Source organism: Nostoc linckia z4 (genome assembly GCF_002608075.1).
Classification (GTDB): Bacteria; Cyanobacteriota; Cyanobacteriia; order Cyanobacteriales; family Nostocaceae; genus Nostoc; species Nostoc linckia.
On record NZ_LAHA01000071.1, the window covers coordinates 1 to 24,908 of the forward strand.

At 40.9% G+C, this 24,908-nt stretch carries 23 protein-coding genes; 19 read left to right on the plus strand and 4 right to left on the minus strand.

Going from position 1 to position 24,908, the window contains the following annotated elements:
* Window positions 1-66 precede the first annotated feature (66 nt).
* A complete protein-coding gene (locus VF06_RS33445; protein WP_099070497.1) occupies window positions 67-873 on the plus strand; it encodes a Uma2 family endonuclease in 807 nt (268 codons plus the stop codon).
* A gap of 92 nt (window positions 874-965) precedes the next feature.
* On the opposite strand, the gene VF06_RS33450 is transcribed toward VF06_RS33445, so the two are convergent.
* Complete coding sequence (locus tag VF06_RS33450) at window positions 966-2,300, minus strand: AAA-like domain-containing protein (RefSeq protein ID WP_099070498.1); 1,335 nt, start codon at window positions 2,298-2,300, stop codon at window positions 966-968.
* Between the two features lie 634 nt (window positions 2,301-2,934).
* Here VF06_RS33450 and VF06_RS33455 point away from each other — a divergent pair.
* The 8 genes from VF06_RS33455 to VF06_RS33490 all read left to right on the plus strand — a co-directional run bounded on the left by VF06_RS33455 (window position 2,935) and on the right by VF06_RS33490 (window position 13,131).
* Complete coding sequence (locus VF06_RS33455; RefSeq protein WP_099070499.1) at window positions 2,935-4,518, plus strand: mechanosensitive ion channel family protein; 1,584 nt, start codon at window positions 2,935-2,937, stop codon at window positions 4,516-4,518.
* A 122-nt stretch (window positions 4,519-4,640) separates the two neighbouring features.
* A complete protein-coding gene (locus VF06_RS33460; RefSeq protein ID WP_244918087.1) occupies window positions 4,641-6,296 on the plus strand; it encodes a mechanosensitive ion channel family protein in 1,656 nt (551 codons plus the stop codon).
* 443 nt (window positions 6,297-6,739) lie between these two features.
* Complete coding sequence (locus tag VF06_RS33465) at window positions 6,740-7,825, plus strand: ABC exporter membrane fusion protein (protein WP_099070500.1); 1,086 nt, start codon at window positions 6,740-6,742, stop codon at window positions 7,823-7,825.
* Entirely contained in the window at window positions 7,822-9,030 is a 1,209-nt protein-coding gene (gene devC, locus VF06_RS33470; RefSeq protein ID WP_099070501.1) for an ABC transporter permease DevC, read from the plus strand. The genes VF06_RS33465 and devC overlap by 4 nt, the downstream gene beginning before the upstream one ends.
* A gap of 6 nt (window positions 9,031-9,036) precedes the next feature.
* On the plus strand, window positions 9,037-10,152 hold the full coding sequence (locus VF06_RS43435; protein WP_099070502.1) for an ATP-binding cassette domain-containing protein: 1,116 nt from the start codon (window positions 9,037-9,039) through the stop codon (window positions 10,150-10,152).
* 482 nt (window positions 10,153-10,634) lie between these two features.
* Complete coding sequence (locus tag VF06_RS33480) at window positions 10,635-11,132, plus strand: LptA/OstA family protein (protein ID WP_099070503.1); 498 nt, start codon at window positions 10,635-10,637, stop codon at window positions 11,130-11,132.
* A gap of 27 nt (window positions 11,133-11,159) precedes the next feature.
* Entirely contained in the window at window positions 11,160-11,888 is a 729-nt protein-coding gene (lptB, locus tag VF06_RS33485) for an LPS export ABC transporter ATP-binding protein (RefSeq protein ID WP_099070504.1), read from the plus strand.
* Window positions 11,889-12,015: 127 nt separating this feature from the next.
* Window positions 12,016-13,131 carry an LptF/LptG family permease gene (locus VF06_RS33490; protein ID WP_099070505.1) on the plus strand — a complete coding sequence of 372 codons (1,116 nt, stop codon included), beginning with the start codon at window positions 12,016-12,018 and terminating at the stop codon, window positions 13,129-13,131.
* On the opposite strand, the gene VF06_RS41620 is transcribed toward VF06_RS33490, so the two are convergent.
* Together VF06_RS41620 and VF06_RS33495 are read right to left on the minus strand one after the other, a co-directional pair.
* Window positions 13,121-13,276, minus strand: a complete 156-nt coding sequence (locus VF06_RS41620; RefSeq protein ID WP_180269961.1) for a hypothetical protein — start codon at window positions 13,274-13,276, stop codon at window positions 13,121-13,123. The genes VF06_RS33490 and VF06_RS41620 overlap by 11 nt on opposite strands.
* The gene (locus VF06_RS33495) at window positions 13,273-13,893 is read right to left on the minus strand and encodes a CP12 domain-containing protein (RefSeq protein WP_180267485.1); all 621 of its coding nucleotides are present in this window, start codon (window positions 13,891-13,893) and stop codon (window positions 13,273-13,275) included. The genes VF06_RS41620 and VF06_RS33495 overlap by 4 nt, the downstream gene beginning before the upstream one ends.
* A gap of 622 nt (window positions 13,894-14,515) precedes the next feature.
* Here VF06_RS33495 and bchD point away from each other — a divergent pair.
* Window positions 14,516-16,549, plus strand: a complete 2,034-nt coding sequence (gene bchD / locus VF06_RS33500) for a magnesium chelatase ATPase subunit D (protein ID WP_099070506.1) — start codon at window positions 14,516-14,518, stop codon at window positions 16,547-16,549.
* A gap of 170 nt (window positions 16,550-16,719) precedes the next feature.
* Here the strand turns inward: bchD and VF06_RS33505 are convergent, their stop codons facing one another.
* Window positions 16,720-17,505: an RNA polymerase sigma factor SigF gene (locus VF06_RS33505; protein WP_099070507.1), complete on the minus strand. Its 786-nt coding sequence runs from the start codon at window positions 17,503-17,505 to the stop codon at window positions 16,720-16,722.
* Between the two features lie 658 nt (window positions 17,506-18,163).
* Between VF06_RS33505 and VF06_RS33510 the strand changes: the two genes are divergently transcribed.
* The 9 genes from VF06_RS33510 to VF06_RS33550 all read left to right on the plus strand — a co-directional run bounded on the left by VF06_RS33510 (window position 18,164) and on the right by VF06_RS33550 (window position 24,897).
* Entirely contained in the window at window positions 18,164-18,892 is a 729-nt protein-coding gene (locus VF06_RS33510; RefSeq protein ID WP_099070509.1) for a Bax inhibitor-1/YccA family protein, read from the plus strand.
* A gap of 232 nt (window positions 18,893-19,124) precedes the next feature.
* A complete protein-coding gene (locus VF06_RS33515) occupies window positions 19,125-19,598 on the plus strand; it encodes a PCRF domain-containing protein (RefSeq protein WP_257207633.1) in 474 nt (157 codons plus the stop codon).
* Window positions 19,599-19,631: 33 nt separating this feature from the next.
* Window positions 19,632-20,123, plus strand: a complete 492-nt coding sequence (locus tag VF06_RS33520) for a peptide chain release factor-like protein (RefSeq protein ID WP_143861827.1) — start codon at window positions 19,632-19,634, stop codon at window positions 20,121-20,123.
* A 137-nt stretch (window positions 20,124-20,260) separates the two neighbouring features.
* Window positions 20,261-21,383, plus strand: a protein-coding gene (gene prfB, locus VF06_RS33525; protein ID WP_099070533.1) for a peptide chain release factor 2 whose coding sequence is annotated in 2 segments (ribosomal slippage) — window positions 20,261-20,332 and window positions 20,334-21,383 — 1,122 coding nt in all. Because the reading frame shifts where the segments join, the coding sequence is not laid out codon by codon here.
* Between the two features lie 457 nt (window positions 21,384-21,840).
* Window positions 21,841-21,996 (plus strand): DUF3285 domain-containing protein, encoded by a 156-nt coding sequence (locus VF06_RS33530; RefSeq protein ID WP_099070512.1) that lies wholly within the window; start codon window positions 21,841-21,843, stop codon window positions 21,994-21,996.
* A 37-nt stretch (window positions 21,997-22,033) separates the two neighbouring features.
* Window positions 22,034-22,561, plus strand: coding sequence for an rRNA maturation RNase YbeY (gene ybeY, locus VF06_RS33535; RefSeq protein WP_099070534.1), 528 nt, complete (start codon window positions 22,034-22,036; stop codon window positions 22,559-22,561).
* A gap of 151 nt (window positions 22,562-22,712) precedes the next feature.
* Complete coding sequence (locus VF06_RS33540) at window positions 22,713-23,168, plus strand: diacylglycerol kinase family protein (RefSeq protein ID WP_099070513.1); 456 nt, start codon at window positions 22,713-22,715, stop codon at window positions 23,166-23,168.
* 358 nt (window positions 23,169-23,526) lie between these two features.
* Window positions 23,527-24,126 carry an anthranilate synthase component II gene (locus VF06_RS33545; protein ID WP_099070514.1) on the plus strand — a complete coding sequence of 200 codons (600 nt, stop codon included), beginning with the start codon at window positions 23,527-23,529 and terminating at the stop codon, window positions 24,124-24,126.
* Window positions 24,127-24,129: 3 nt separating this feature from the next.
* Complete coding sequence (locus VF06_RS33550; RefSeq protein WP_099070515.1) at window positions 24,130-24,897, plus strand: MBL fold metallo-hydrolase; 768 nt, start codon at window positions 24,130-24,132, stop codon at window positions 24,895-24,897.
* Window positions 24,898-24,908: the final 11 nt, after the last annotated feature.

Below are 24,908 nucleotides of genomic sequence, written 5' to 3' on the forward strand. Positions count from 1 at the left end.
TTCCCCCTTCCCCTTTCCCCTTTAAAGAGCTAAGTCACGAAAGCGAACTACTAGTGATTAACAGCCATGTCAGAAACCACCCTACCTGCACCTCTAATTGAAATTCCACCCACCCAAGCAGAACTCCCTTATGATGATGGTGTCCCAATGGAAAGCGCACGGCACAAAGTCCAGATAGACTTGCTGATAGATGGCTTAATCCCTTGGCTTTCACACCGAGAAGATGGATTTGTCGGCGGTAATATGTTTGTCTACTACAGTCTGGCGCAGGTGAGAAACCAAGACTTTAGAGGGCCGGACTTTTTTGTGGTGTTGGGTGTCCCTCAAGGCGAACGTAAAAGTTGGGTGGTTTGGGAAGAAGGAAAAGCCCCGGATGTTGTCATTGAGTTACTTTCCGAAAGTACAGCCACCACAGACAAAAACGAGAAAAAGCTGATTTATCAAAATCAAATGCGCGTGCCAGAATATTTCTGGTATGACCCATTTAACCCAGATGATTGGGCGGGTTTTTCTATCCAACAAAGAGTTTACCAACCACTGGTGATTAACGATCGCCATCAATTGGTAAGTGAATCCTTAGGGTTAGCCTTGCAGCGTTGGCAAGGAAATTACAAAGGAATTGACGCCACTTGGCTACGCTGGGCAACTTTGGAGGGAGAATTACTGCCAACACCCGAAGAACAAGAACGCCAACGAGCCGAACAAGAACGCCAACGAGCCGAACAAGAACGCCAACGAGCCGAAAAAGCAGAATCCCAATTATTACAAACAGCACGCAACTTACTAGCCACTGGTATGACAGTGGAACAGGTAGTTAATATCACAGGTTTGGATGCATTGGCGATCGCACCATTACTCCCTACGTCTGACTAGTGACTGGAGATGAGGGAGCAGGGAAGCAGGGGGGATTAGTTTTTCCCCTGGAGCCTCTTCTGCCCCATGCCCCATGCCCCATGCCCTATTCCCTATTCCCTATTCCCTACTATTTTATGTAAATTTGCTGATTCACAATACAAACGATACAATTCACAGGAAAATTTAGCGCGATCGCACTCAAGTTTCACCAGCCCAAGACTTTCTAATTTATAAGCAAGCATAGATTCTAATTTTATATCTTGTGCAGCAATTAACTTCTTAACCGCAGCAGCTAAGTCTGGCTCCTCCTGGAGTGCTGCTAATAGCCGTCGTAAATGGTCGTTATAAATTCCTGATTCTGTGGCTGCTTGTTGTAATAACTGTTTTAAGGTCACTTTTTCCTGAGAAATGTGATACAAAGCTAGGCGCACTAAATAGGGATGTCCCCCTACCATTGACATCAATTGCTTGGCTTCTTTACCATCTCTCCAATCTAGCCCGTGACGCTGTGCTAAATCCTGTACTTGCTTGATTGTAAACGCAGGCAACTTTAGCGGTAATCCGATATTAAAGGGCGATTGATTGAGCTTTAAAGGAATATAAATTTCTGTTGAATAAACTACAAGCAGCCGGAGTTTTTGCCAATTTTCTGTTTGCTTAGCTTGTTCGTGCCAAGAACGCAACAAAGGTAAAAATTCTTGAGCGATGGCCGGATACTCAAACACCCGATTCACTTCCTTCAATGCCAAAACTAAGGGACAAGTAAGATGTTTTAGCAAATACCTTTGAAAATAGTTGGTGCAGCTAACTTTGCTGCCGATATCTTCATCCCAATATTCATCAAGTCTCGATTCTAGCTCTAACTTACTACTGATGTTGGCACAAAACCAACGTAAAAATTTATCCAGGTTGCCAAATACTGTTGAGTCTGCTTGCTGAAAATCCAAGTTAACACTGCGATAGCCAACGGACGCAGCGTAATTAATAATGCGTAGCATCAGAGAACTTTTCCCCATCTGGCTAGAGCCTTTGATGCGAATAACACAACCAGGTTCAGTAATTTCTCTATAAGCAAATTCCTCAATCGGCGGACGAGGGATATAAAAGCGAGAGGATAACATTACTGGGCCGCTGGGAAATTCTAGGGTAGGAACGGTAATGGTGGCGTGTTTTTCAATCTGTTGCTGTTGCACTTTAGTGAGGGGGCGCACTTCTAAAGTGTGGCGGAAGTTGGCTTTGCTAATTGGTTGCTCAAAAATTTTACTAAGTAATTGCCACAGCTGCGAAGCCACTTCTCTGATGCTTTGTGCCCCATAGTGAATTTCGGCTGCCATGTGGTTGTAAGTTTTTCCTTCCCAGGACAAACGCAATACTAATTCTTGTAGAGGTGTTAAAGGTTTTTTTTGGCTGACTGATAGAACTTGCAGCACTTGATCGATATTCATTTTCTGGATGTGTAGGTCGCTTTTCACCTTCATTGAGATCTAGGCAACTCCAACAACCCAAAATGTAGTCAATGTTCGGCTATGTTCTGGAGTTAACAGTAGTATATTTTTTAAAAAACCTACAAAGCAAGTATTTACATTTATTTTGTTGTGTGGTAACCTACAATTGCTTAATATATAGCAATTAACTTGATTTTAACAATTAGCTTTCAAGTTAACAAACAAAATTATGTTAGTTTTTATACTAAAAAATAATTTTGTTTATACAGTTATAAGATACAAAATGTAGGTAATTTTTGTACCTCGAAGCATATCTTGACGGAAATTAAACAACAATTTTCTCTTTACTTAATTTCTGGTTTCATTCAAAAATACTTTTAATACAAAATAACTAGTAACCAAATATCCAGATATTCTACTTTGCTTGTCGCAAAACATATCTAATTTGAATGAATTTAATAATTGCAGACATGAAATATTTTCATCATGTCTAGCGACAGCAAGACTTATTAACATAAATAAAATTAATAAAAATGGATTAAATTTTAAAAGATTGACAAAATAAAATTATATGAAATAATTAACATCTGTCCATTTGGATGTTGTGGAAAATTATTTAAATGTATGCTCAAAAATGAACATATTAATTATTGTTGCTGAAGTTATCCTGATAATCTTTGTTTTCTTACTCATTAACTGGCTTGTAGGTAAAGCATTCAAGCTGTTTTTTAAATCCTCTATATTTAGAAATGACGATCGGAGTATCAAAACCCTACGACGCAACATTACAGGGTTACTTTTACTTACTTGTTTGGTATTGTCGATTTTAATTGTTGGTGGCAATGGTTATTTAATTTATCGTGGTGAAAATCTACAAGAATACACGCTCAACATAATTCGCCGTATTCCCTTAGAATTTTGGATAGATCTAGGAATTGGTATAGCCAAAAGCGCCGCCCTATTGATTGTAGTGGCGATCGCAGTGAAATTCGTCAATTATTCCTTGAAGATCGCTAACATTAGCGCCAAGAATTTAGAAAGAAGTACTGCTGATGATGAAAGTATTGATGCTTTCTTCAAGGCCCTCAATCAAAGAGTCACTGGTGGAATTTGGTTGTGGGCTGCTATTTTGTGTGCGGAATTTCTGAAATTACCACCAGTAGTTTCCCAATATCTCTACATTGCACTGCGGATTTATTTAATTATCGCCGTGGGTTTGCTGATACTTAAAGCAGTAGCGGTGGTAGTTGATAGTCTAGATGCTTTGAGTCTTAGATACTCTAGCCCTGATAACCTCCTGAGGTTTTACGATCGCCTCCGACATCTGATACCCTTTTTAAAGCGATGTTTAGAATTTGTAATTTATGTCTGCATGGCGACATTGGTAATTCAACAAGTGCAGTTAATTGCCAACGTCGCAGTTTTTGGCCCGCGAATCATCAAAATCATCGCCATCATCTTTATTAGTCGTGTATTGTTTGAGGTCGTCTACTTATTTGTTGAAGAGGTACTGTTTAAAAACCAGAATCTCAGTGAAATTCAAATAAGTAGGCGTCTGACTCTCGTTCCTCTGTTTCGTAGTTTCTTACAATACTTTATTTATTTCGGTGCCATTGTTTCCATTCTTTATATCTTGGACATCGATCCTACTCCCATACTTGCAGGTGCAGGTATTGTGGGTATAGCTGTGGGTTTAGGGGCACAAACACTAATTAACGATATTGTCTGCGGCTTCTTTATTCTGTTTGAAAATTACTACTTAGTGGGAGACTATATTGAGGCCGGAAAATCTGAAGAGAGAATCGTTGAAGGTATTGTGGAAGCAATTGAACTGAGAACTACCCGTGTCAGACACCCCAACGGTCAATTACAGATTATTCAAAATGGCAATATTGGGTCAATTACTAATTACTCCAAACAGTACATCTATGCAGTAGTAGAAGTTGGCCTTCCCTATGATTCCAACTTAACTCATGTCTATAAAGTAATTGAGGAGGTAGGACAGCAGTTAAAAGCAGATTATCCAGATGTACTCGAAGCTACACAAGTGGATGGCATCGAAAGCCTTGGAGAGTCTAACTTGTTGTTGCGGACATTGACGAAAGTCAAGCCAGGAAAACATCTGCAAATCCAGCGTATTCTCCGCAAGATTTTTACAGATACTCTATTGAGCGAAGGAATTGTGATTCCCAGTGGTGTTGCAAGTACAGAAGATTAATTTACCAATAATTCCAGAGTCATTTAATTTTAGATTTTACATTGCAGGAAAAATCCCAAATTTCAATCATCCTTTAACAACAACAAACTTTCAAATTACTGAAGATTTGAGGTAAACACCAAATGATTTATACCCTCATTGCCCAAGCGGCAGAATCTACATCAAAAACCCCGATACCACCAGCACCCCCCACTATGCCAACAGCAACACAAATCAATGCTTTTTTATATACATTTGCGGCATCTGTAATTGTTTTTTTTGTCATCTATGTATTAATCTTTTATATACTACGATCCTTTTTTAGGCGTACAGAACAAGATACAGCCCTGCTCATTCTTGCGATTTCACAAACTCCATCCATCGCAATTTTTATATTTGCTAGTCTCAAGGTTTCTCTATTCCAATTAGGTTCAGGAGGAATTATAGATTGGATTGACCGAGGACTCACAGCTTTGCTAATTGCTGCTTTTACTTACTTAGTAACTGTATTTTTTACAGAAGCAGCAGTTTCCTATTTAAAAGACTACGCCCGCAAAACTGAAGCTGTCTGGGATGATGTATTAATTCCACTACTGCAAAACTTTATTCCAGTAATCACATACATAATTGGCATCTCTCTGTTTTTCAGCACCCTTGGAGTAGATTTAAGTGGCATTGGTTTAGCAATAGGTAGTATTACCGTAGTTTTGGGATTGGCAATCAAAGATATTTTAAGCGATTTTTTCAGCGGGTTGGTATTGTTAGTTGATACACCATTTAAATTTGGAGATGTTATCTCCATGCCAGATGGGTCAATTGCAATTATCAAACAAATTGGTATCCGAGTGACCAAACTATATTTGATTAACGAGCATTGCGAGGTTTATGTACCAAACACATCATTGGGTAATCAAAATATAGTCAATCTCAGTCGCCCTACAACCCACTATGCTTATACAATCAAAGTCTCAGTCAGAGTTGATGCCGATGCAGTAATAGCAACAAAAATTTTGCAAGAAATCATCATTGGGCATCCAGATACTTTAGGTGACATTGATGAAAAACTGCAATATTTAGATAGTTTCGCAGCATTAAGAGAAGCAGAGGGTGATAAACTCTCCAAAAAAGAAGCAGGACGGCTGCGTTTATTAATTGAGAAAGATGTTAACGAACAACTGCAAACCCTTGAGCAAGCATTTGAATATTTTGCCTTGGAAATTAAACAATTAGAAAAGGGAGGCTTAAATTCAGAAGAATTGAGAAGTATCCAGAAAAACTATCTAGAAATATTGAACATTGTCGGTCTGGCTGTGATTACAGAACGTAAAGGAAAACGAGTGCGATCGCGCCTAGAAGAACAACAACTGGCTGGAAAACCAACTTTGATTAGTTTGATTCGCAAATGGTATCAAACTTGGCTTCAAGACCCTGATTTAGTCTTTGAAGACCAAAGTATTTTACCTGAAGAATGGGAACAAAAAATTGAACTTTTGAAAATCAAACTCAATAAGATTTTTCAAAAAATTTCCAATCCTGGAGTAGATGAAACTAGATTAGATGACTACTCATTAAAATTTGTTGAATGGTTACATGATAGTTTTAAAGAATCTAATACCGCTTGGAAAGAGCCACAAGTTCAACTAACTGATATCCAAGGCGCTGGTATGCAATTTTCTGTGAGATTCTACGTTGATAATATTCAATTAGAACACTGGCGGCGTGGTAACCGCGTCCAAAATGAGGTGCGCCGAGAAATGGTACGGCGTTTAAGACAAGCTTATATTTACACACTAGGATGATGAAATCTAGTAGTTCGCCAATTTCACTTGGCTCTTTAAAGGGGAAAGGGAAAAGGGTAAAGGGGAAGGGGGAAAAAATCAAAACCTTTTCCCTTTACCCCTTACCCTTTACCCTCCAAAGTTGACTTGCCAGACTACTAGGTGTACACAGACCCAATTTCAGATTTATCCCACACCTTCGTTTGAAATTTTTGTTCTGTTTTAGGTCATTTCATTAAAAATCAGTGGTAAACTCGCTGGCTAAAGCAAGGGAGACGAATTCCTCACTCTAGCCAGCGATTTTTTTGTTTTCAGTATATTCCTGTAGCAAATAATTTGCAGTAACAGTATTTAAAGCATATATTAGAAAGATAAAATTTTTACTAAAAGTTTTGTTTTTATCTACCGATAAACAGGAGATAAAAGCATATATATCTACCATTAAAACCCAAATAGTAGGAATTATGACGCCTTTTTTTATCGCCGATCGCAATCGCAAATATACTAATTTTACAGCAAAAATAATTACAATTTTAATTAGTATAATTACTATCATTGGGTTGATAACATATCGAATCAAAGAGACGAATGAAACAACCAAACCCCAGCCAGAAGTTGTAAATCCGGCGATGGTAGCGGTGACGGCTTTGGGGCGTATAGAACCGGAAGGAGAAGTAATTCAAGTATTTCCACCTGCTTCAACGGAATCAGCTCGCATCCAACAACTATGGGTGAAGCAAGGCGATTGGGTGAAGGCTGGACAAGCGCTAGCAATGTTAGATAATTACCCTCGTCGTCTGGCGGCTGTGAAAACGGCACAAGAAGATGTGAAAGTAGCTCAGGCACAGTTGATGCAGGTACAAGCAGGGGCAAAGCAGGGAGATTTACAAGCCCAGCAAGCGGAAATTGCTCGTCTGGTAGCAGAATTGCAAAATGCCCAAGTAGAAGAATCACGATATCGCAGTTTGTACGCACAAGGAGCGATTTCAGCTTCCCAATACGATCGCCAGCGCTTGCAAATGCAAGCAGCACAACGTCAGGTAAATCAAGCTCGTGCTTCGTTCAATAGTTTAGCGGAAGTGCGTCCGGTAGATGTGCAGTTGTATCAAGCACAAATCAGACAAGCAAGAGCAAAGGTAGTGCAAGCTCAAGCTGAATTAGACTTAAGCGTGGTGCGATCGCCCCGTTCTGGACAAATTCTCAAGGTACATACATTTCCCGGTGAAATGGTCGGGAGTCAAGGGATTCTGAATTTAGGCAATACGACGCAAATGGTAGTAGTTGCAGAAATTTATGAAACGGATATCCACAAAGTACGTTTTGGGCAAATAGCAACAATTACCAGTCCCAGTCTCAGTCAACCACTCTCTGGAACAATTTCCCAATTGGGTTTAGAAATTAGTAAACCAAATGTATCTGATATAAATTCCTCAACGAATATCGATACTCGTGTGATGGAAGTGAGAATTCGCTTAAATCCAGAAAGCAGCCGTATTGTAGCAGCAATGACGAATCTTAATGTTGATGTATCCATAGGTCTTGAACAATGATTCGCCCTTTCATCAATGAACTTCAAAAAATACCCATTGCTTGGTTGCAATTGAGATATCAACGGAATCAAACAATTGCAGGTATTGTGGGAATACTTTGCATTACATTTCTGATTTTTATGCAATTGGGATTGAGAAATGCCTTTTTAGAGGGAGCATTACAGTTAACTTTAAATTTGAATGCAGATATTGTTTTAGTTAGCTCTCTTTCTTCCACTGTACTGCAACCGGTAAGTTTTTCTTCAAGACCTTTATATCAAGCATTAGCACTCAAAAACGTTGAATTTGTTGCACCATTTTATATTAATTCAACTCAATGGTATGACAGAAATCAGCATGTTTATCGCATTAGAGTCAATGTTATAGGCATACCTACAAATGTACAAATACTAAACCTACCAGGAGTTAAAGAAAATCTAGAAAAACTCAATAAACAGAAATTTGTTTTATTCGATCGCAACGCGAGAAATGAATTCAATCCCATCATTGAGGAATTCACAATAAAAGGTGAATCATCGGCAGAAATTTTAGCAGGAACCACTAGCTCATTGCAGAAACTCAGAGTTGTTGGACTATTTGAATTAGGAGTGAATAATGCTTATGATGCAACTTTTTTGATGAATCCTGGAACTTTTAGTGAATTATTCGGACGTGATTTGAAAAAAATAGATATTGGTTTAATTAAATTCAATTCTGGTTTTAATTCAGATATTGAAATAGAACAGAATGTGCAAAAATTAAAAACTTATCTTCCAGCGAATATTAATGTATTCTCCAAAAACGAATTAATTAAAAGAGAAAAAATATTTCACGAAAATAATTCACCGATGGGGTTTATATTTAGATTTATTTTAATTATGGCTGTAGTTATCAGTATTTTTATTTTATATCAAATACTTTATGTAAAAGTTACACATAATCTTGCTAATTACGCTACTCTCAAAGCTCTGGGTTTCAGTCAGAAATCTATCGTTTTCGTAGTTTTTCAAGAGGCAATAATTTTAGTAATTGCAGGATATATTCCTGGTGTAATCGTATCTTATATAGCTTATGATTACCTAATTAGAGTCACAAAAATATTTATCAAAATGACTATAGAAACAGCATTATCAGTTTTAGTATTAGTCTGCATAATTTGTTTAATATCAGCAGCACTGTCTTTATTAAAGGTGAAAGATGCAGACCCAGTAGATGTTTTTAAATAAATTATTATGAGCCAAATTATTGGAATTCAAAACCTGAATCATTATTACCAAGAAGGCAAAAAACAAAAACAAATTTTATTTGGCATCGATTTGCAAATTGAACCAAAAGAAGTTGTGATTTTAACTGGAGCATCTGGTTCTGGAAAAACAACGCTATTATCTCTCATTGGTTGTATGCGTTCCGTTCAAGAGGGTAGCCTGAAAGTTTTGACTCATGAATTGAAAGGAGCCAATGAAATCCAGCGAATGCAAATACGGCGGCGAATTGGCTATGTTTTTCAGCATTTTAATTTACTGGATTTTATGACTGTGGAACAAAACGTCATGGTTTCTTTGGAACTACAAGAGAATTTTAGTCATTCACAAGCAAGAAATCAAAGTCGGGAAATTTTGACAGCGGTGGGATTGGGACAGCACCTAGACGCTTATCCAAGGGATCTGTCTGGCGGACAAAAACAACGAGTTGCGATCGCCCGCGCTCTTGTCCATCGTCCTCGATTACTGTTAGCTGACGAGCCGACATCCGCTTTAGATAGGCAAACAGGACGAGAAGTCACCGAATTGATGACGAGGCTAGCTAAAGAACAAGGAAGTGCAGTTTTGATTGTCACCCATGATAGTCGGATTTTTAGTGCTAGCGATCGCATCGTCCGTATGGAAGATGGCAAACTTGATATAGACTACCAAGGTCAGCTATCTATTGCTTTACCAACCTTAACAGATAAGCAATTATTTGAGTTGATTCCCCAATTAAAAATGTTGACCTTCCCACCAGGAGAAATTGTTATCCGCCAAGGTGAATTAGCAGACAAATTTTATATCTTAATTGAAGGGGAAGTAGAAGTTATTCAAGAGTTACCGAATTCCAAATCAAAACTCTTAAAAACATTGGGCCCTAATACCTATTTTGGTGAAATAGGCTTATTGCAAGAAACAAAACGAACCGCAACTGTAAGAGCAACAACTGACGCAGCAATTAAAGTTCTTGTCATCGAGCGTTACGATTTTTATCAAATGGTTGTCACTTCCAAAATGACTCATGCACTTTTGAACTACCAAGCAATAAAATCACTGCTAATTCGGAAGTTCAAAACATCCTACTACAAAAGCATGACCAATTAATGTTAATCATATGTGGGAATCAGATTTGATTCCAACAACCAGCGCTCTACAAGCCCCGTCTTTGAAGACGATTGCATTGGTCAGGGTCTCAAGCCCCGTTCAATCTTGTCTTCCCCACTTTCTACTCCCTATTCCCTACTCATATCATGTCCGCTTGATTACTTATTAAACCCGAAAAACCCCGAAGAGCCAAAGCTACGCTTTGTCTCACCTCCCCGAACTTCGGGGAGGGGATTAAGGGGTGGGGTGCAATAGCTGTGGGAATCATAACTAATTAGGCGGACATGATATCACTTGTTGTTGACTGCAACGCCAGCATAAGCTGTAGTGGATATAAAGTTTTCTGAAACCTTGAGGTTGGGGGTAGCGTCACTATTTCAGCCACTAGTTATCGTAAATCACTCCAGATTGTACGTTTCATTTCTGGATAGAGTACTTGAGATAATTAAAACACAAGCCCAAATTCTCAACCCCAAATTGCAATGATACCCTGTTACAAATTGCCCATATCCCAAATACGTCGTCTTGGATTAGCCTTATTGATACCAGGTTTTCTCTTAGGAACTTTTGCGATCCCAAACCAACTGCAAACCGCTACTGCACAAACATCTACAGAAAATCGCCCTTTGACTATCCGTGCTGATGTGCAAGAATATGACGCCAAAACTCAAGTCATCACGGCTCGCGGTAACGTGCAAATGTTCTATCCTTCTCGCCAGCTTCAGGCAACCGCCGCCCAAGCACAGTACTTTAGTAAAGAACGCCGCATTGACTTTAGTGGCAACGTCTATATTTTGCAACAGGGAGGTAACAGTATCCGGGCAGAGAAGGTAACCTATTTAATTGATGAAGGGCGATTTGTCGCCTTACCCCAAGCCAACCGTCAAGTAGAGTCCATCTACATGGTGGAGGAATCAAACAATAACGGGCAAACTGCCACACCCGCCCCACAAACACCACAATTTAAGCGTTCTAATTAGCATCTACTACTGAGAAAGGCTGCAACAGTGAAAATTGTTTTAGAGAATATTCACAAATCTTACAACAAGCGAGTCATTGTCAACCGCGTCAACCTTTCTGTTGCTCAAGGCGAAGTCGTTGGTTTATTAGGGCCCAATGGAGCTGGTAAAACCACGACTTTTTACATTGCTACAGGTTTAGAAAAACCCAATCAAGGAAAAGTCTGGCTAGGTAATCTCGACATTACAGCAATGCCAATGCACAAAAGGGCACGATTGGGTATTGGCTATTTAGCACAAGAACCAAGTGTTTTTCGCCAGCTCTCGGTGCAAGATAATATTCTATTGGTGCTAGAGCAAACTAATGTGCCACGATGGGAGTGGTCAAGGCGATTAACAACTTTACTGCGGGAGTTTCGCTTGGAAAAATTAGCTAATAGCAAGGGAATTCAACTTTCTGGTGGGGAACGACGCCGCACTGAATTAGCAAGATCTTTGGCTGCTGGACGAGAAGGGCCAAAGTTTTTATTTTTAGATGAACCATTTGCGGGAGTCGATCCCATCGCAGTCTCAGAAATTCAGCAAATTGTCGCTCAATTGCGCGATCGCGGTATGGGTATTTTAATTACAGATCATAATGTCCGCGAAACCCTGGCCATTACCGATCGCGGTTATATTATGCGTGAAGGACAAATTCTCGCTTTTGGGACTTCTGACGAACTATACCACAATCCCCTCGTGCGCCAATATTACTTAGGTGATAGCTTTCAAGTCTAAAGTCAGAATTTAGGAGTTAAGGCTTTACTTTACCAGGGTTGCAAATATTTAATTTTGAAAGTTGCTTATGATATCAAAGAAAGTCACATCTTTCTACAATCTACACTCGCTGCTGCCTTTTACGATTATGGATCGTTATCTTGCCAGCGAATTGTTACCGCCGTTTTTCTTTGGTGTCGGAGCTTTTTCTTCAATTGGCGTCACCATTGATGCTGTATTCGATTTAGTAAGAAAAGTTGTTGAATCTGGATTACCTGTAGACATTGCTATTCAGGTTTTTTTATTAAAGTTTCCCAACTTTATTGTTTTGGCCTTCCCTATGTCCACACTGCTGGCTACTTTGATGACTTACAGTCGTCTTTCTAGCGAAAGCGAACTAATAGCCTTGCGTGGTTGTGGGGTGAGTGTCTATCGTATGGTGCTAACTGGTGTGATGTTAAGTCTTCTAGTTACAGGAATGACATTTGTATTTAACGAACAAATTGCACCAGCAGCAAATTATCAAGCGGCTATGACTTTAGATCAAGCCCTCAAATCAGATAAGCCAACTTTTAAACAACAAAATATTTTTTATCCTGAATACCAGGATGTTGTACAGCCAGATGGCTCTAAAAATAGAATTTTGACACGCTTGTTTTACGCCGACCAATTTGATGGTAAGCGTATGACAGGTTTGACAATTATAGATCGCTCAACTAAAGGTTTGAATCAAATTGTCGTATCAGAATCCGCCCAGTGGAATCCTTCTCAAAATGTCTGGGATTTTTATAACGGTACGATCTATTTTGTGGCTGCCGATCGCTCTTATCGCAACATTGTCAGATTTGAACAACAACAACTGCAACTACCGCGCACGCCATTAAATTTGGCAGAAAAAAGTCGGGACTATGATGAAATGAATATTGCCGAAGGACTAGATCAATTAGAAGTGGAACGTCTGGGTGGCGATCGCCAAAAAATCCGCAAACTGGAAGTTAGAATTCAACAAAAAATCTCCTTACCCTTTGTGTGCGTGGTTTTTGGCTTAGTGGGTGCAGCAATGGGCAGCATACCCCAACGCACCGGCAGAGGCACTAGTTTTGGCATTAGCGTTATAGTTATTTTTTCTTATTACTTACTTTTCTTTATCAGTGGCGCGATAGCACAAGCAGGCGTCCTCTCTCCCTTTATGGGGGCTTGGTTACCCAACTTCGTTTTTTTAGGAATAGGTATGTTTTTATTGATGCGAGTCGCTAAACGGTAACAAGGACACGGAGACGCGGGGACGCGGTGACACGGGGAAAGAAAACACCGAGAGCATATTTGATAATTTCTTTGCGTCCTCTTTCTCTCCGTGTCCCCGTGTCTCCCACTCCCCGCGTCCTCTTCTTTCCCCATACCTCAATCACGGATGATAATTTCGACATTCTGGCGCATCTGGATTTTCCTGACAATATTTTTCAAAGGTAACTTTGGCTGACACCATACCCTCGGCTTTTTGATGAGCTGCTTCTGCTTGGAGTTCTTCTACTTCATCCCAAGCAGCTGCACAGGCTTTAGAATAAGCACCTTGTTCAGTACAAATAGCACGAGCCTGTTCAATAGCTTTTTGAATTCTCTCCTCTAACAGTGGCACTTTCGGCGCTTCCACAAAATCGCTTTTCGTCAAAATGTCGGTAATGGAGATAATCCCCAACAGCTTACCTTGAATCACAGGCGCTCTATGGATACCAGTATTAGCAAATAACCTTGCTACATATTCCACAGCCAAATCAGGGTTTACTACAATGCAAGGCTTACTCATAATTTCATAAACCCGCACTTGCTTTGGATCTTTACCGTAGGCTGTTACCTTATAGACAACATCTGTTTCTGTGACAATCCCATAGGCATCATTGTCATAGCGACGATCCACAACCAACGCCCGCAATTTTTTTTCTTTCATCACCGCCACCGCTTCCGCCACAGTGGCCGAACCGCGAATGGTAACTACGTTTTTGGTCATGATATCTTCAGCTTTCATCATTGCTGTAGTCTCCTGGAAAATAGTACAGTGCGGCAAATTGCTCTTAGAAGCGTATCGAAGCATTGCAGCGCACAGTTTGTTAACTAGAAACTGAAAACCTTGAATTTTTGCCCAGCTACAACAATAAACTTAGAGCAATTGTCAATCCCTGATGTTATCCAATGTGACCAATGTCTAAAAACTCAGCATCAATTAAGATAATCTTCTTTAAAAGGGAACAGGGAACAGGGAATAGGCAACAGTTCGAGACCCCATGATTAAAATCTCTTGATTTGTACAATGACGCATTGAAACTTCGTGGCTTGCACCATCTCGTTTCAAATATTTTGATTTTTTTCATAAATAAATTTAGCGCTTTTGTTACAGCCAAGGCTTCCTTGGATCTGAACTTCGTAACAGAGGTGCTTGAAACCCAATATTCGGGCAGATTTTTTTGCTGTTCCCTGCCCGAAGGGCTTGGTAAAGTCTAATTGAAAACTAGCCTTAGCACAGGTGCAGCTATACAAATAAAACCCAGTTGGGCTGAGACGGTTGATTAAACAACCAAAGGAAATGGAAGAACTTATTTGAAATGTCCCAGAAATTGATATGCTAAAGGCCGAGACTAACGATTTTTCAAACCATGCCTGCGCCCACTATTAACCCTACTATCACTGCCTTTCCTTTAACAGCCGTAGTCGGTCAAGAAGCGATTAAATTAGCCCTGCTGTTAGCAGCCATCGATCCAGGGTTGGGGGGAGTGGCGATCGCAGGTCGTCGCGGTACGGCAAAATCTGTAATGGCTCGTGCTATTCACGCCCTAGTACCACCCATCGAAGTAGTTAAAGGTTCCATCAGCAATTGCGACCCCAATCACCCAGAAGAATGGGACGATGGCCTTTTGCTAGAGTATGCAGATAAAGACACTCAAGATGTCCCCACTGAAGTCATCGCTGCACCATTTGTGCAAATTCCTTTGGGTGTCACAGAAGACCGGCTTCTCGGTTCTGTAGATGTAGAACAGTCCGTAAAACAAGGCGATACGATTTTTCAGCCTGGTTTACTTGCTAGTGCTAATCGCGGCGTCTTGTATGTAGATGAAATCAATTTATTAGATGACCAAATATCAAATCAACTACTGACAGTATTATCCGAAGGACGCAACCAAATAGAGCGGGAGGGAATTAGTTTTCAGCATCCTTGCAAACCCCTATTTATTGCCACCTACAACCCAGAAGAGGGAGCATTAAGGGAACATTTACTAGATAGAATTGCCATCGCTCTTTCTGCGGATGGCGTACTCGGCTTAGATCAAAGAGTAGCAGCAGTAGAGCAAGCGATCGCCTACTCCCAATCTCCCAAAGAATTTCTTTTACAATACAACGAAGATTTAGACGGTCTGAAAACCCAAATTATCTTGGCGCGGGAATGGCTCAAGGATGTCTGCATTACCCACGAACAAATCGCCTACTTGGTAAATGAAGCCATTCGCGGTGGAGTTCAGGGACATCGCGCCGAGTTATTTGCTGTGCGAGTTGCCAAAGCCGCCGCCGCTTTGGAAGGACGCACCACAGTAAATGCCGAAGATTTGCGCCGTGCTGTGGAATTGGTTATTGTACCACGGGCAACAGTGGTGCAGACACCACCACCAGAACAAGCACCACCACCCCCACCACCGCCACCCCCACCTCAAAATCAAGAAGAACCAGAGGAACCAGAACAAGAAGAACAAGAAGAAGAACAACAACAAGAAGAACAACAGCAAGAACCCCCCAGTATCCCCGAAGAATTCATCTTCGATCCAGAAGGGGTAATCTTGGATGACAGTGTGCTTTATTTTACCCAAATGGCCAAGCGTCAGGGGAAATCTGGTAGTCGTAGCATCATCTTTTCCGATGACCGGGGACGTTATATTAAGCCAATGTTACCCAAAGGTAAAGTGCGACGCATTGCTGTAGATGCTACCCTCAGGGCAGCTGCACCGTATCAAAAAGCACGCAGGGAAAGATACCCAGACAGAAAAGTAATTGTCGAACAGGGTGACATTCGCTCCAAGCGCCTAGTACGCAAAGCCGGGGCATTAGTAGTGTTTGTGGTAGATGCTTCTGGCTCAATGGCCTTAAATCGGATGCAGTCAGCCAAAGGTGCGGTGATGCAACTGTTAACAGAAGCTTATCAAAACCGCGACCAAATAGCCTTGATTCCCTTCCGGGGAGAACAAGCGGAAGTATTATTACCGCCAACACGTTCCATAGCCTTGGCACGTAACCGCTTAGAAAGATTACCCTGTGGTGGAGGTTCACCCTTAGCGCATGGTTTAACCCAAGCTGTGCGCGTCGGCTTAAATGCCCAGATGAGTGGAGATATTGGGCAAGTAGTACTTGTAGCAATCACCGATGGGCGGGGTAATATTCCCTTAGCGCGTTCTTTAGGCGAACAACTAGAACCAGGAGAAAAGCCAGATATCAAAGGGGAATTGATAGAAATTGCGGCGAGAATTCGTAGTTTGGGGATGCAACTCTTAGTGATTGATACGGAGAGTAAGTTTGTTTCCACTGGCTTTGCTAAAGAATTAGCGCAAACAGCAGCAGGTAAGTATTATCATTTACCGAAAGCTACAGATAAAGCCATTGCTGCCATGACTAAAGGTGCGATCGCTGATTTAAAATCTCGATAATTAGTCATTAGTCATTAGTCATTAGTCAGTTGTTTTTCTACTAATACCAATTTAAATAAGGAATACAAAAAGTATGGATTTACATCATACTTAAAGAGAAAGAAATTCTCAACCTAAAATTCAAAATCTAAAATCCTCTCATCCAAAATGGTATAACGACTAACCATTGACTAGGAACCAGTAGGCATAACTTGTGGTTGTAAATAGCAAATTAAATCTTGAATTCCCTTTTGCAGATACCGTGTGACTGTCATCGGACTAGTGCCGATATTCTTAGCAGCATCCTTGCGAGAAAGTTCCTTCAAAAATACCATTTCAACAGCCATGCGGGGCTTTTCTTCTAACATATTGATTGCCCCTTGGAGTTGTTGCCGTTCTTCGTCTAGTTGTTGTTGGGCAGTAGAACGAGGGCAAGGAAGTGCTTCACCCAAGGTGATTTGGCAATCAACATAGTTAACTGCGGTGGCGTCTAAACTTAAAGGTAAACGATTTTGAGCAGCTAGCTTGGTTTCTTGCCACTCTTGCAGAGATACCCGGAGTTCTTTGGCAATTTCAGCATCCTTCGGGGCGCGACCCAAAGACATGGCTAATTCTTTGCGAATCTTTTGTCCTTCATTGTATAGTTCTTGCCAACGGCGAGGAATCTTTAATAGAGTACTGCGATCGCGTAGAAAGTGCAGCATCTCACCACGAATATATGGTACAGCAAAAGAACTAAAAGCATATCCTTGACTAGGATCAAAACGCTCGATTGCCCGAATTAAACCAAAATAACCAATTTGTTCTAAATCTTCATAAGGTTCATTACATTGATGGCTGAATTTATGAGCCATCTTTCTTACTAAGCCAGTATGTAACTGTACAAGTTTATTACGAAGTTTAATAGATGGATTCTGGTGGTACAAGTGTAATAATTCAATACCATCAGTTCGTAGAGAGGACTCACTTGCTGCCATATAAATTCCTTTGTTGTAACCCCTATTTCTGACAAAATGGAGCTGCGTATATCTTATTCAAGGCTGTAATTATTTTCGTTAGCCAAGACTGAATAAGCCATCGTCGTTTCACTGAACTTATCAGGGGTCACACTCCACAATTCAGTAGATGTACGCATGATTTTGCTCTCGGATTTCTTGCAGTTAATTTTTATTTCGCAGGTAATAATTGATCTACGGTAAATCCTTAACTTTTCCCAAAAAACTAGCTATTTATGCTGAAAGATGCATCAGTTAGCCAATATTCATCTGTCATACTGAGTACAACGCGGATCGGTACTAAATTAATCCTGAAAAAAAACTGGGCAATCTGATTTTTTGCAATTGCGTATGAATGGATTTCTACAAGGATATGGTGGTTGACTGGTGACTGTTGACTGGGTATTGTCCCATGCCCCTCCCTCATCTCCCGGTTAGCGAGCGAAAACCGCATCTCCCCACCTCGCCAACCCAAATTACTATCTTTGATTGCAATTGAGTATGAACTTTAGGCATTGCACAACTGTGCTAGAAATGCGTAAACATAGTAGTTGGCACAAAGACAACCTAACTTGGTTGTTAGTTGCAAATATTGGTAAAAATGGAAATAAATTAGGACATTTGCCTGAAAAAAGTCACTATGAGCAATACCAGCAATTTTCGTCAAGCTATCCGCGAGGCTAAGTCTCAAGGACTCGTCGGCCCTAATGTGATTGCTAATGCCCTCCCCTATGTTGGTGGAGGACTGGTACTAACTGCATTGGGAACCTACGGAGGTTTGGGAGTTATCCGTACTAATCCCGGAATATTCTTTCCTACCTTCATTGGTGCGGTGATTCTAGAGTTAATTCTGTTCTTCGTCGCCCAAAATGTTGCTGAAAAAGGTAATAAGGGTCTAGCACTACCTCTGTTAGCAACCTACAGCCTTTTATCTGGATATACCCTGAGTGGTTTGGTGTTTGTTGCTTTGAGAACCCAAGGTGTTGGCATTCAAGGCATTGGTTTGGCCGCCCTTGGTTGTGGCATCACATTCATAGTAGCCCGTCAAATCGGTTCAAATCTTTCTGAAGAAGATGGTATGGCTTTGACCAAAACCATCAATCTCGGCATCATAGCCTTGGTGGTTGTGTGCTTGACACAATTTGTCTTCAGCTTATTTGGCGTTTACACACCTTCTTGGTTAGAAATCGCTATCTCTGGTTTGGGCGTATTTCTGTTTGTTGGTGCTTCAGTTGTTGATTTTTATATCTTGCCCCGCACTTACCGCAACGATCAATATTTGCCTGCTGCTTTATCGATGTACCTGACCTACATCAACTTGTTCGTCTTTATCTTGCGGTTACTAATTGCCCTCAATGGTCGTGATTAATTGCCTGTAGGTATTAGTATAAAGGTTAAGTTTTTAAAGTCAAACCGTGGTTAGTCAAAATTAAACCACGGTTTTTTTCATCTGTTTAGGAGTAGAATATGTAGATAAGTTGAGACTCAAGTGAGCAAAACTATGCTCGAACTCTTAAATATCAAAAGTGAAGTAGAAAGGTTGTCAAATATCTTGGGCAAACCAGAGGACTGTCTTTGACCTTCGATATTTAACTGTAAGAATTCACAACCTAAATCAGCTAATTGCTAAAACGGATTTTTGGGAAAATGTAGCTACTGCTCATCAGACATCTGAAAAAATCAAATACTTTATATCTAAAAGGCAAGAAAAATATCAGCGATCGCTCTCTATCTTACAAGATATCGAGGCTGCTCTAGAACTTTTGGAATCATCAGTTGATGAGCAATTACTCCAAGAGGTGCAAATCAACTTAACTCAACTCCAGCAAGAAATCGAAACAGCACAAATCAGGCAGTTATTGTCTAATCCCTACAATTCAAGGGGGGCATTACTGACTATTACTACTGAGATTGGTGACATACAAGCTCAAAATTGGGCTTCTATTTTGTTCCGAATGTACTATTTATGGGGATTAAGTCACTTACATCAGGTGTGTGGGCTAGACATTAATGATAAAGAGAAAGGTAACATTAGTTATGCCCTAGAAATTACAGGGCGTTATGCCTATGGCTGACTAAAATCAGAACAAGGAATTCATACAAAAATCGTGCGGATTTCTCCTGTTCGTGGCAATGGCAGACGATATATGTGGCCAGCCATTGTAGAAGTCAGCCCGATTCTGGATCGGTCTATGGACTTTGAGATTCCAGAAAAAGATTTGGAAATTACTGTGCCACGCTCCCAAGGCAATGTCAACCGCCCACAAACATGGGTGCGGGTGTTTCACATTCCTAGCGGAATTAGTGTATTTTGCGACCAAGAGCGGCGTCAGATAGAAAACAAAGAGAAAGCCTTGGCTATTCTCAAGAGTAAACTGTTGGCCATCGCTCTAGCTCAAGGTGTCCAGATTAACAAAATTCAACCCCAACAAATACAATCTTTATCCAAAAAGCTCATCCGAGAATATATCTTACATCCTTACCAAAAAGTAAAGGATCTGCGTACCAAAGTTGAAACCACTGCTGTGACAGATGTTTTAGAGGGTGAAATCGATTTATTTCTCAAAGCCTCCATACAACAGCAAAGAAGCTCTGGTTAGTTTCAAGTAATTTTTGTCACTTATATTCAGCCGTGCCAAGAGAATTTGCCCAACTACAGCTAAAATCAAGAAAGATGAGTAAAATAAAGAGCAATTTCCAAATCCAAAGCGCTCTATTTGTAGATTCAGCAAGCACTATGGAAGTTTTAGAACTCAAACGCGAAATCGAAACGCTGTCTAGCCGCCTGGGTAAAACCCAGGACTATCTTTGACGTACCTGCACTGACAGCAAAAATTCAAGACCTGGAACAAATATCTGCTCAGCCAGAATTTTGGAACGACCAAACCCAAGCCCAAAAAACACTGCAAGAACTTAATGACTTAAAAGCCCACTTGGAGCAATACGAACAGTGGCACAACAGTCTAGAAGATACTAAGGCAGTTGTTGAGTTGTTGGAGTTGGAAACCGACGAAGCACTATTGCAAGAAGCGGAATCAACCATCACTAAACTGAATCGCGACCTCGACCAGTGGGAATTACAACAGTTACTTTCCGGCCCCTATGATGCTGAAGGTGCTGTACTGACGATTAATGCTGGTGCTGGTGGCACAGATGCCCAAGACTGGGCGTTTATGCTGATGCGAATGTACACCCGCTGGGCTGAGGCTCACGGCTACAAGGTGACTTTAGCTGAAGAATCGGAAGGTGATGAAGCGGGAATCAAATCTGCAACTCTAGAAATTACTGGTCGCTATGCCTACGGTTATTTGCGGTCGGAAACAGGCACACACCGTTTGGTAAGAATTTCGCCCTTTAATGCCAATGGTAAGCGGCAAACTAGTTTTGCAGGGGTGGAAGTCATGCCGCAAATCGATAATTCTGTGCAGTTGGATATTCCAGAGAAAGATTTGGAAATCACTACAACTCGCTCTGGTGGTAAAGGCGGTCAAAACGTCAACAAAGTAGAAACAGCAGTCAGGGTTGTTCACCTTCCCACCGGAATTGCTGTGCGTTGTACAGAAGAGCGATCGCAGCTGCAAAATAAAGAAAAAGCCCTAGCTCGACTCAAAGCAAAATTACTAGTCATTGCCCAAGAACAACGCGCCCAAGAAATTGCCCAAATTCGTGGCGATATGGTGGAAGCCTCCTGGGGTAACCAAATCCGTAACTATGTGTTTCATCCTTACCAAATGGTGAAAGACTTACGTACAAGTACGGAAACAACAGGGATTACAGATGTGATGAATGGCGAACTTGATGCATTCATCCAAGCTTATCTGCGGCAAGAAAATAAACTAGTGGAAAATACACCTGCTTAATTGGCAATTAGCTCTAGGTACTAAGTAATTATTTTTACTGTTATTTAGTACCTATTGTTTTTGTGAGATTGGGGACTTCCAAGTAAAAAAATATTCCACAGAAGATTGTTGACGGTTGACGGTTGACGGTTGACACTCAGCAGTCAACGACGGGAACCGGAATAATTTATTTTTTGGAATTCCCTTGGAGCAATGGCAATCCCATAGCAGACCCCATACAGTCCGGATAAGCAGTATAAACTTCCCTTGTGGTCTGGGAAAAGGTTAATGGTTCGACCCTTCTCTACGAGAGGCTTCGCCAACGACAAAGCTCAGGACAGGCAAGCTCACCAACCGGGGTAAGGGGATTTGGATGTATTTGAAACCTTTCCCCTTTCCCCTTTTCCCTTTAACCGAAGCGTATTGACAGCAGACCCAACTGTTACAGTTATAGAAGAGTCACCCATTGAACTAACTTATGAGTAATTCTCCTTCATCAGAACCTCAACCAAGCTACGTAAAACTCGCCATGCGAAATATGGTGCGTAAGGGAGGAACTTCCCTAAAACATTTTGCGTTAACAACTATAGGACTTTTAGCCGTCCTAATTGGTCTTGCCTATCTAACTCACTAACCAAAACTGTGAATTCAGACTAGGAGACTGCGTGGCTTTGGGAGTTGAATTGTATGTGGAAGATAATTTTTACGATTTGTCCCTGACAAACTCGGTAAATATTGACGAAAGTTATACCCGAATTACTGCTGAAACTTGGGAAAACTGGTTTAATAGGTGGTTAGAAGTACTTCAGCCCGATATTCCAGCAGCGCTAGGTTATGAAATTGGGCTGCGTTTGACAGATGATTCAGAAATTCAAGAACTTAATGCTCAATATCGCCAACAAAATAAGCCTACAGACGTTTTAGCTTTTGCAGCTTTGGAGGTAGACTTTCCACACAGCGAAGAAATGCTTGACTCTGTACCGCTATATTTGGGCGATATTATTGTGTCTGTGGATACAGCACAACGCCAAGCCCAACAGCAGGGACACTGTTTAACAACCGAGATGGCTTGGTTAACTGCTCACGGCTTATTACATTTGTTGGGATGGGATCATCCTGACGAAGAAAGTTTGGAGCGAATGTTAGAACAGCAAGTAAAATTGCTGAAGTCAATTGGTATTGCTATTGACAAAGAATAGCACAATGAGTCACAGCTTAGTGTTAATTTTGGGTAATACTTTTATAATACCTCTATGGAAAATTGCTTAAACATTGCCTCAAAGTTAATTACGCTATAAATATCGACTAAAATTCCCACTGTAGTAACTGTGTTTGTATATATTTAAGTCTATGTCCCAAAAAATTTCTCCACCACCAACACCTACCTCGTTACAAAAAATTGTGACTAACGAACGGGAATTTTCGTGGAAGGTTGCTTCTAATTTATTTATTAGTTTTAAGTATGCCTGGGCTGGAATTACCTATAGTTTTCAAACTCAACGTAATTTTCGCATTCACACCAGTGTTTGTGCAATGGCTATCGCTTTAAGCGTTTACTTACATCTGCCACCAGTAGAAATAGCAGTAATTGGTATCACTAGTGGTTTAGTTTTGGCATTGGAGTTACTGAATACAGCGATCGAGTCCATTGTAGACTTAACAGTCAAGCAGACCTACCACGATTTGGCAAAAATCGCCAAAGATTGTGCCGCCGGTGCAGTCCTAGTTTCAGCTTTAGTGGCGGTGCTAGTAGCTGCTACACTGTTGCTTCCTCCTTTGGTAGCCCTCATTACATCGTCTTTGTGATTTAGTTGGCGTAGGATAGCAAAAACCGCAGTTATCGCCAACTGATTTCTGAGGATTCAAAATTCCCAATTCAATAATGGGATGAAAGACTTTTTACCCAGTCCGCAATCCCTTATTATACATACAGCAAAGCTTTGCTGATTAACATGCGTCACCTCACTTCGCAGAAGTTGGTAAGCTAAAACACCTCTAAGTAGCATAATTACCTGTGAAGTTCGTTGAAAGCAAACTGTTAACAATCAAGCGTCAACCGTCAACTGCCATTTCTTAAATGTGGGAAAGCTTATCCCTAGTCTAACTTTACAAGTTATGACAGTTTTGTATCTGTCACTTCCAATCTCTAATTTTTTCTCTAATTATGTTAATAGTCATCGATAATTACGATAGTTTTACATATAATTTGGTGCAATATCTGGGGGAATTGGCAGCAGAGTTCCCAGTGGCAGCTGATATTAAAGTTTTTCGTAACGACAAAATATCCATAGATGAGATTCGGACATTAAAGCCAAAAGCCATAGTTATTTCTCCGGGGCCTGGTCGTCCAGAAGATGCTGGTATTTCCTTAGAGTTGATCGAACAACTAGGACAAGAGTTGCCAATTTTAGGTGTTTGTTTAGGCCATCAAAGTATCGGTCAAGTGTTCGGTGGTAAAATAGTTTCTGCTCCAGAATTGATGCATGGCAAAACCTCTCTGGTGACTCACACTGGGGTGGGGGTTTTCCAAGGATTAGAAAATCCACTCACCGCCACCAGGTATCATAGTTTAGTCATCGATCGCGAGACTTGCCCTGATGTGCTAGAAATCACCGCTTGGGTTGACGATGGCACAATTATGGGAGTGCGACACCGGAACTATCCTCAGATTCAGGGCGTCCAGTTTCATCCAGAAAGTGTCCTGACATCATCAGGAAAACAATTATTGCGAAACTTTCTCCAACAGTTACAGTCGAGAGCTTAATTAATGAAACGACGACAGTTGATGGGTTATGCTGGGGCGGGATTGGTCACAGCTTCAGTTACTACCTTTGGTTCCCACCTGCGGGCTAACGCACAATCTAGCGGTTTATCAGTTAAGTGGTTGGGTCATACTTGCTTTCTTTTTGAAGGTAGCAGTGCAAAAATTCTCGTCAATCCATTTCGCGCCGTCGGTTGTACTGCTGGGTATCGCGTGCCAAAAGTAGCAGCTGATTTAGTACTGATTAGTAGCCAATTGCTGGATGAAGGTGCTGTAGACACACTACCAGCCAATGCAAAACTAATTTATGAACCAGGAGTTTACGAATTCAAAGGTATTAGGTTCCAAGGAGTTGCCATAGACCACGATCGCAAAGGTGGTAAGCAGTTTGGCTCCAACACAGCTTGGAGTTGGAAACAAGGCGGAATAAATATCCTGCACTTAGGGGGAGCAGCAGCACCCATTTCCATTGAGCAAAAAATTCTCATGGGTCGTCCCGACGTGCTATTTATTCCAGTAGGCGGCAGTGCAAAAGCCTACAATGCTCAAGAAGCAAAGCAGGCCGTTGAAATATTAAATCCCAAGTTAGTGATTCCTACCCATTACCGGACACAAGCCGCCGATGCTGCTGCGTGCGACATTTCGCCACTCGATGATTTCCTAACCTTAATGCAAGGAGTAACAGTCCGACGCAGCAGTTCAGATACTATTTCCATTAATCCTAAAGATTTACCGGAAAGCAGCGTAATTCAGGTTTTGAGTTACAAATTTTAATGAGCAGGGAT

Excerpts from the sequence above, each read along its gene's own strand:
- VF06_RS33445 (WP_099070497.1), top strand. The coding sequence starts at position 67 with ATGTCAGAAACCACCCTACCTGCACCTCTAATTGAAATTCCACCCACC.
- VF06_RS33450 (WP_099070498.1), bottom strand. The coding sequence starts at position 2,300 with ATGAATATCGATCAAGTGCTGCAAGTTCTATCAGTCAGCCAAAAAAAA.
- VF06_RS33455 (WP_099070499.1), top strand. The coding sequence starts at position 2,935 with ATGAACATATTAATTATTGTTGCTGAAGTTATCCTGATAATCTTTGTT.
- VF06_RS33460 (WP_244918087.1), top strand. The coding sequence starts at position 4,641 with ATGATTTATACCCTCATTGCCCAAGCGGCAGAATCTACATCAAAAACC.
- VF06_RS33465 (WP_099070500.1), top strand. The coding sequence starts at position 6,740 with ATGACGCCTTTTTTTATCGCCGATCGCAATCGCAAATATACTAATTTT.
- devC (WP_099070501.1), top strand. The coding sequence starts at position 7,822 with ATGATTCGCCCTTTCATCAATGAACTTCAAAAAATACCCATTGCTTGG.
- VF06_RS43435 (WP_099070502.1), top strand. The coding sequence starts at position 9,037 with ATGAGCCAAATTATTGGAATTCAAAACCTGAATCATTATTACCAAGAA.
- VF06_RS33480 (WP_099070503.1), top strand. The coding sequence starts at position 10,635 with ATGATACCCTGTTACAAATTGCCCATATCCCAAATACGTCGTCTTGGA.
- VF06_RS33490 (WP_099070505.1), top strand. The coding sequence starts at position 12,016 with ATGGATCGTTATCTTGCCAGCGAATTGTTACCGCCGTTTTTCTTTGGT.
- VF06_RS33495 (WP_180267485.1), bottom strand. The coding sequence starts at position 13,893 with ATGATGAAAGCTGAAGATATCATGACCAAAAACGTAGTTACCATTCGC.
- bchD (WP_099070506.1), top strand. The coding sequence starts at position 14,516 with ATGCCTGCGCCCACTATTAACCCTACTATCACTGCCTTTCCTTTAACA.
- VF06_RS33505 (WP_099070507.1), bottom strand. The coding sequence starts at position 17,505 with ATGGCAGCAAGTGAGTCCTCTCTACGAACTGATGGTATTGAATTATTA.
- VF06_RS33510 (WP_099070509.1), top strand. The coding sequence starts at position 18,164 with ATGAGCAATACCAGCAATTTTCGTCAAGCTATCCGCGAGGCTAAGTCT.
- VF06_RS33530 (WP_099070512.1), top strand. The coding sequence starts at position 21,841 with ATGAGTAATTCTCCTTCATCAGAACCTCAACCAAGCTACGTAAAACTC.
- VF06_RS33540 (WP_099070513.1), top strand. The coding sequence starts at position 22,713 with ATGTCCCAAAAAATTTCTCCACCACCAACACCTACCTCGTTACAAAAA.
- VF06_RS33545 (WP_099070514.1), top strand. The coding sequence starts at position 23,527 with ATGTTAATAGTCATCGATAATTACGATAGTTTTACATATAATTTGGTG.
- VF06_RS33550 (WP_099070515.1), top strand. The coding sequence starts at position 24,130 with ATGAAACGACGACAGTTGATGGGTTATGCTGGGGCGGGATTGGTCACA.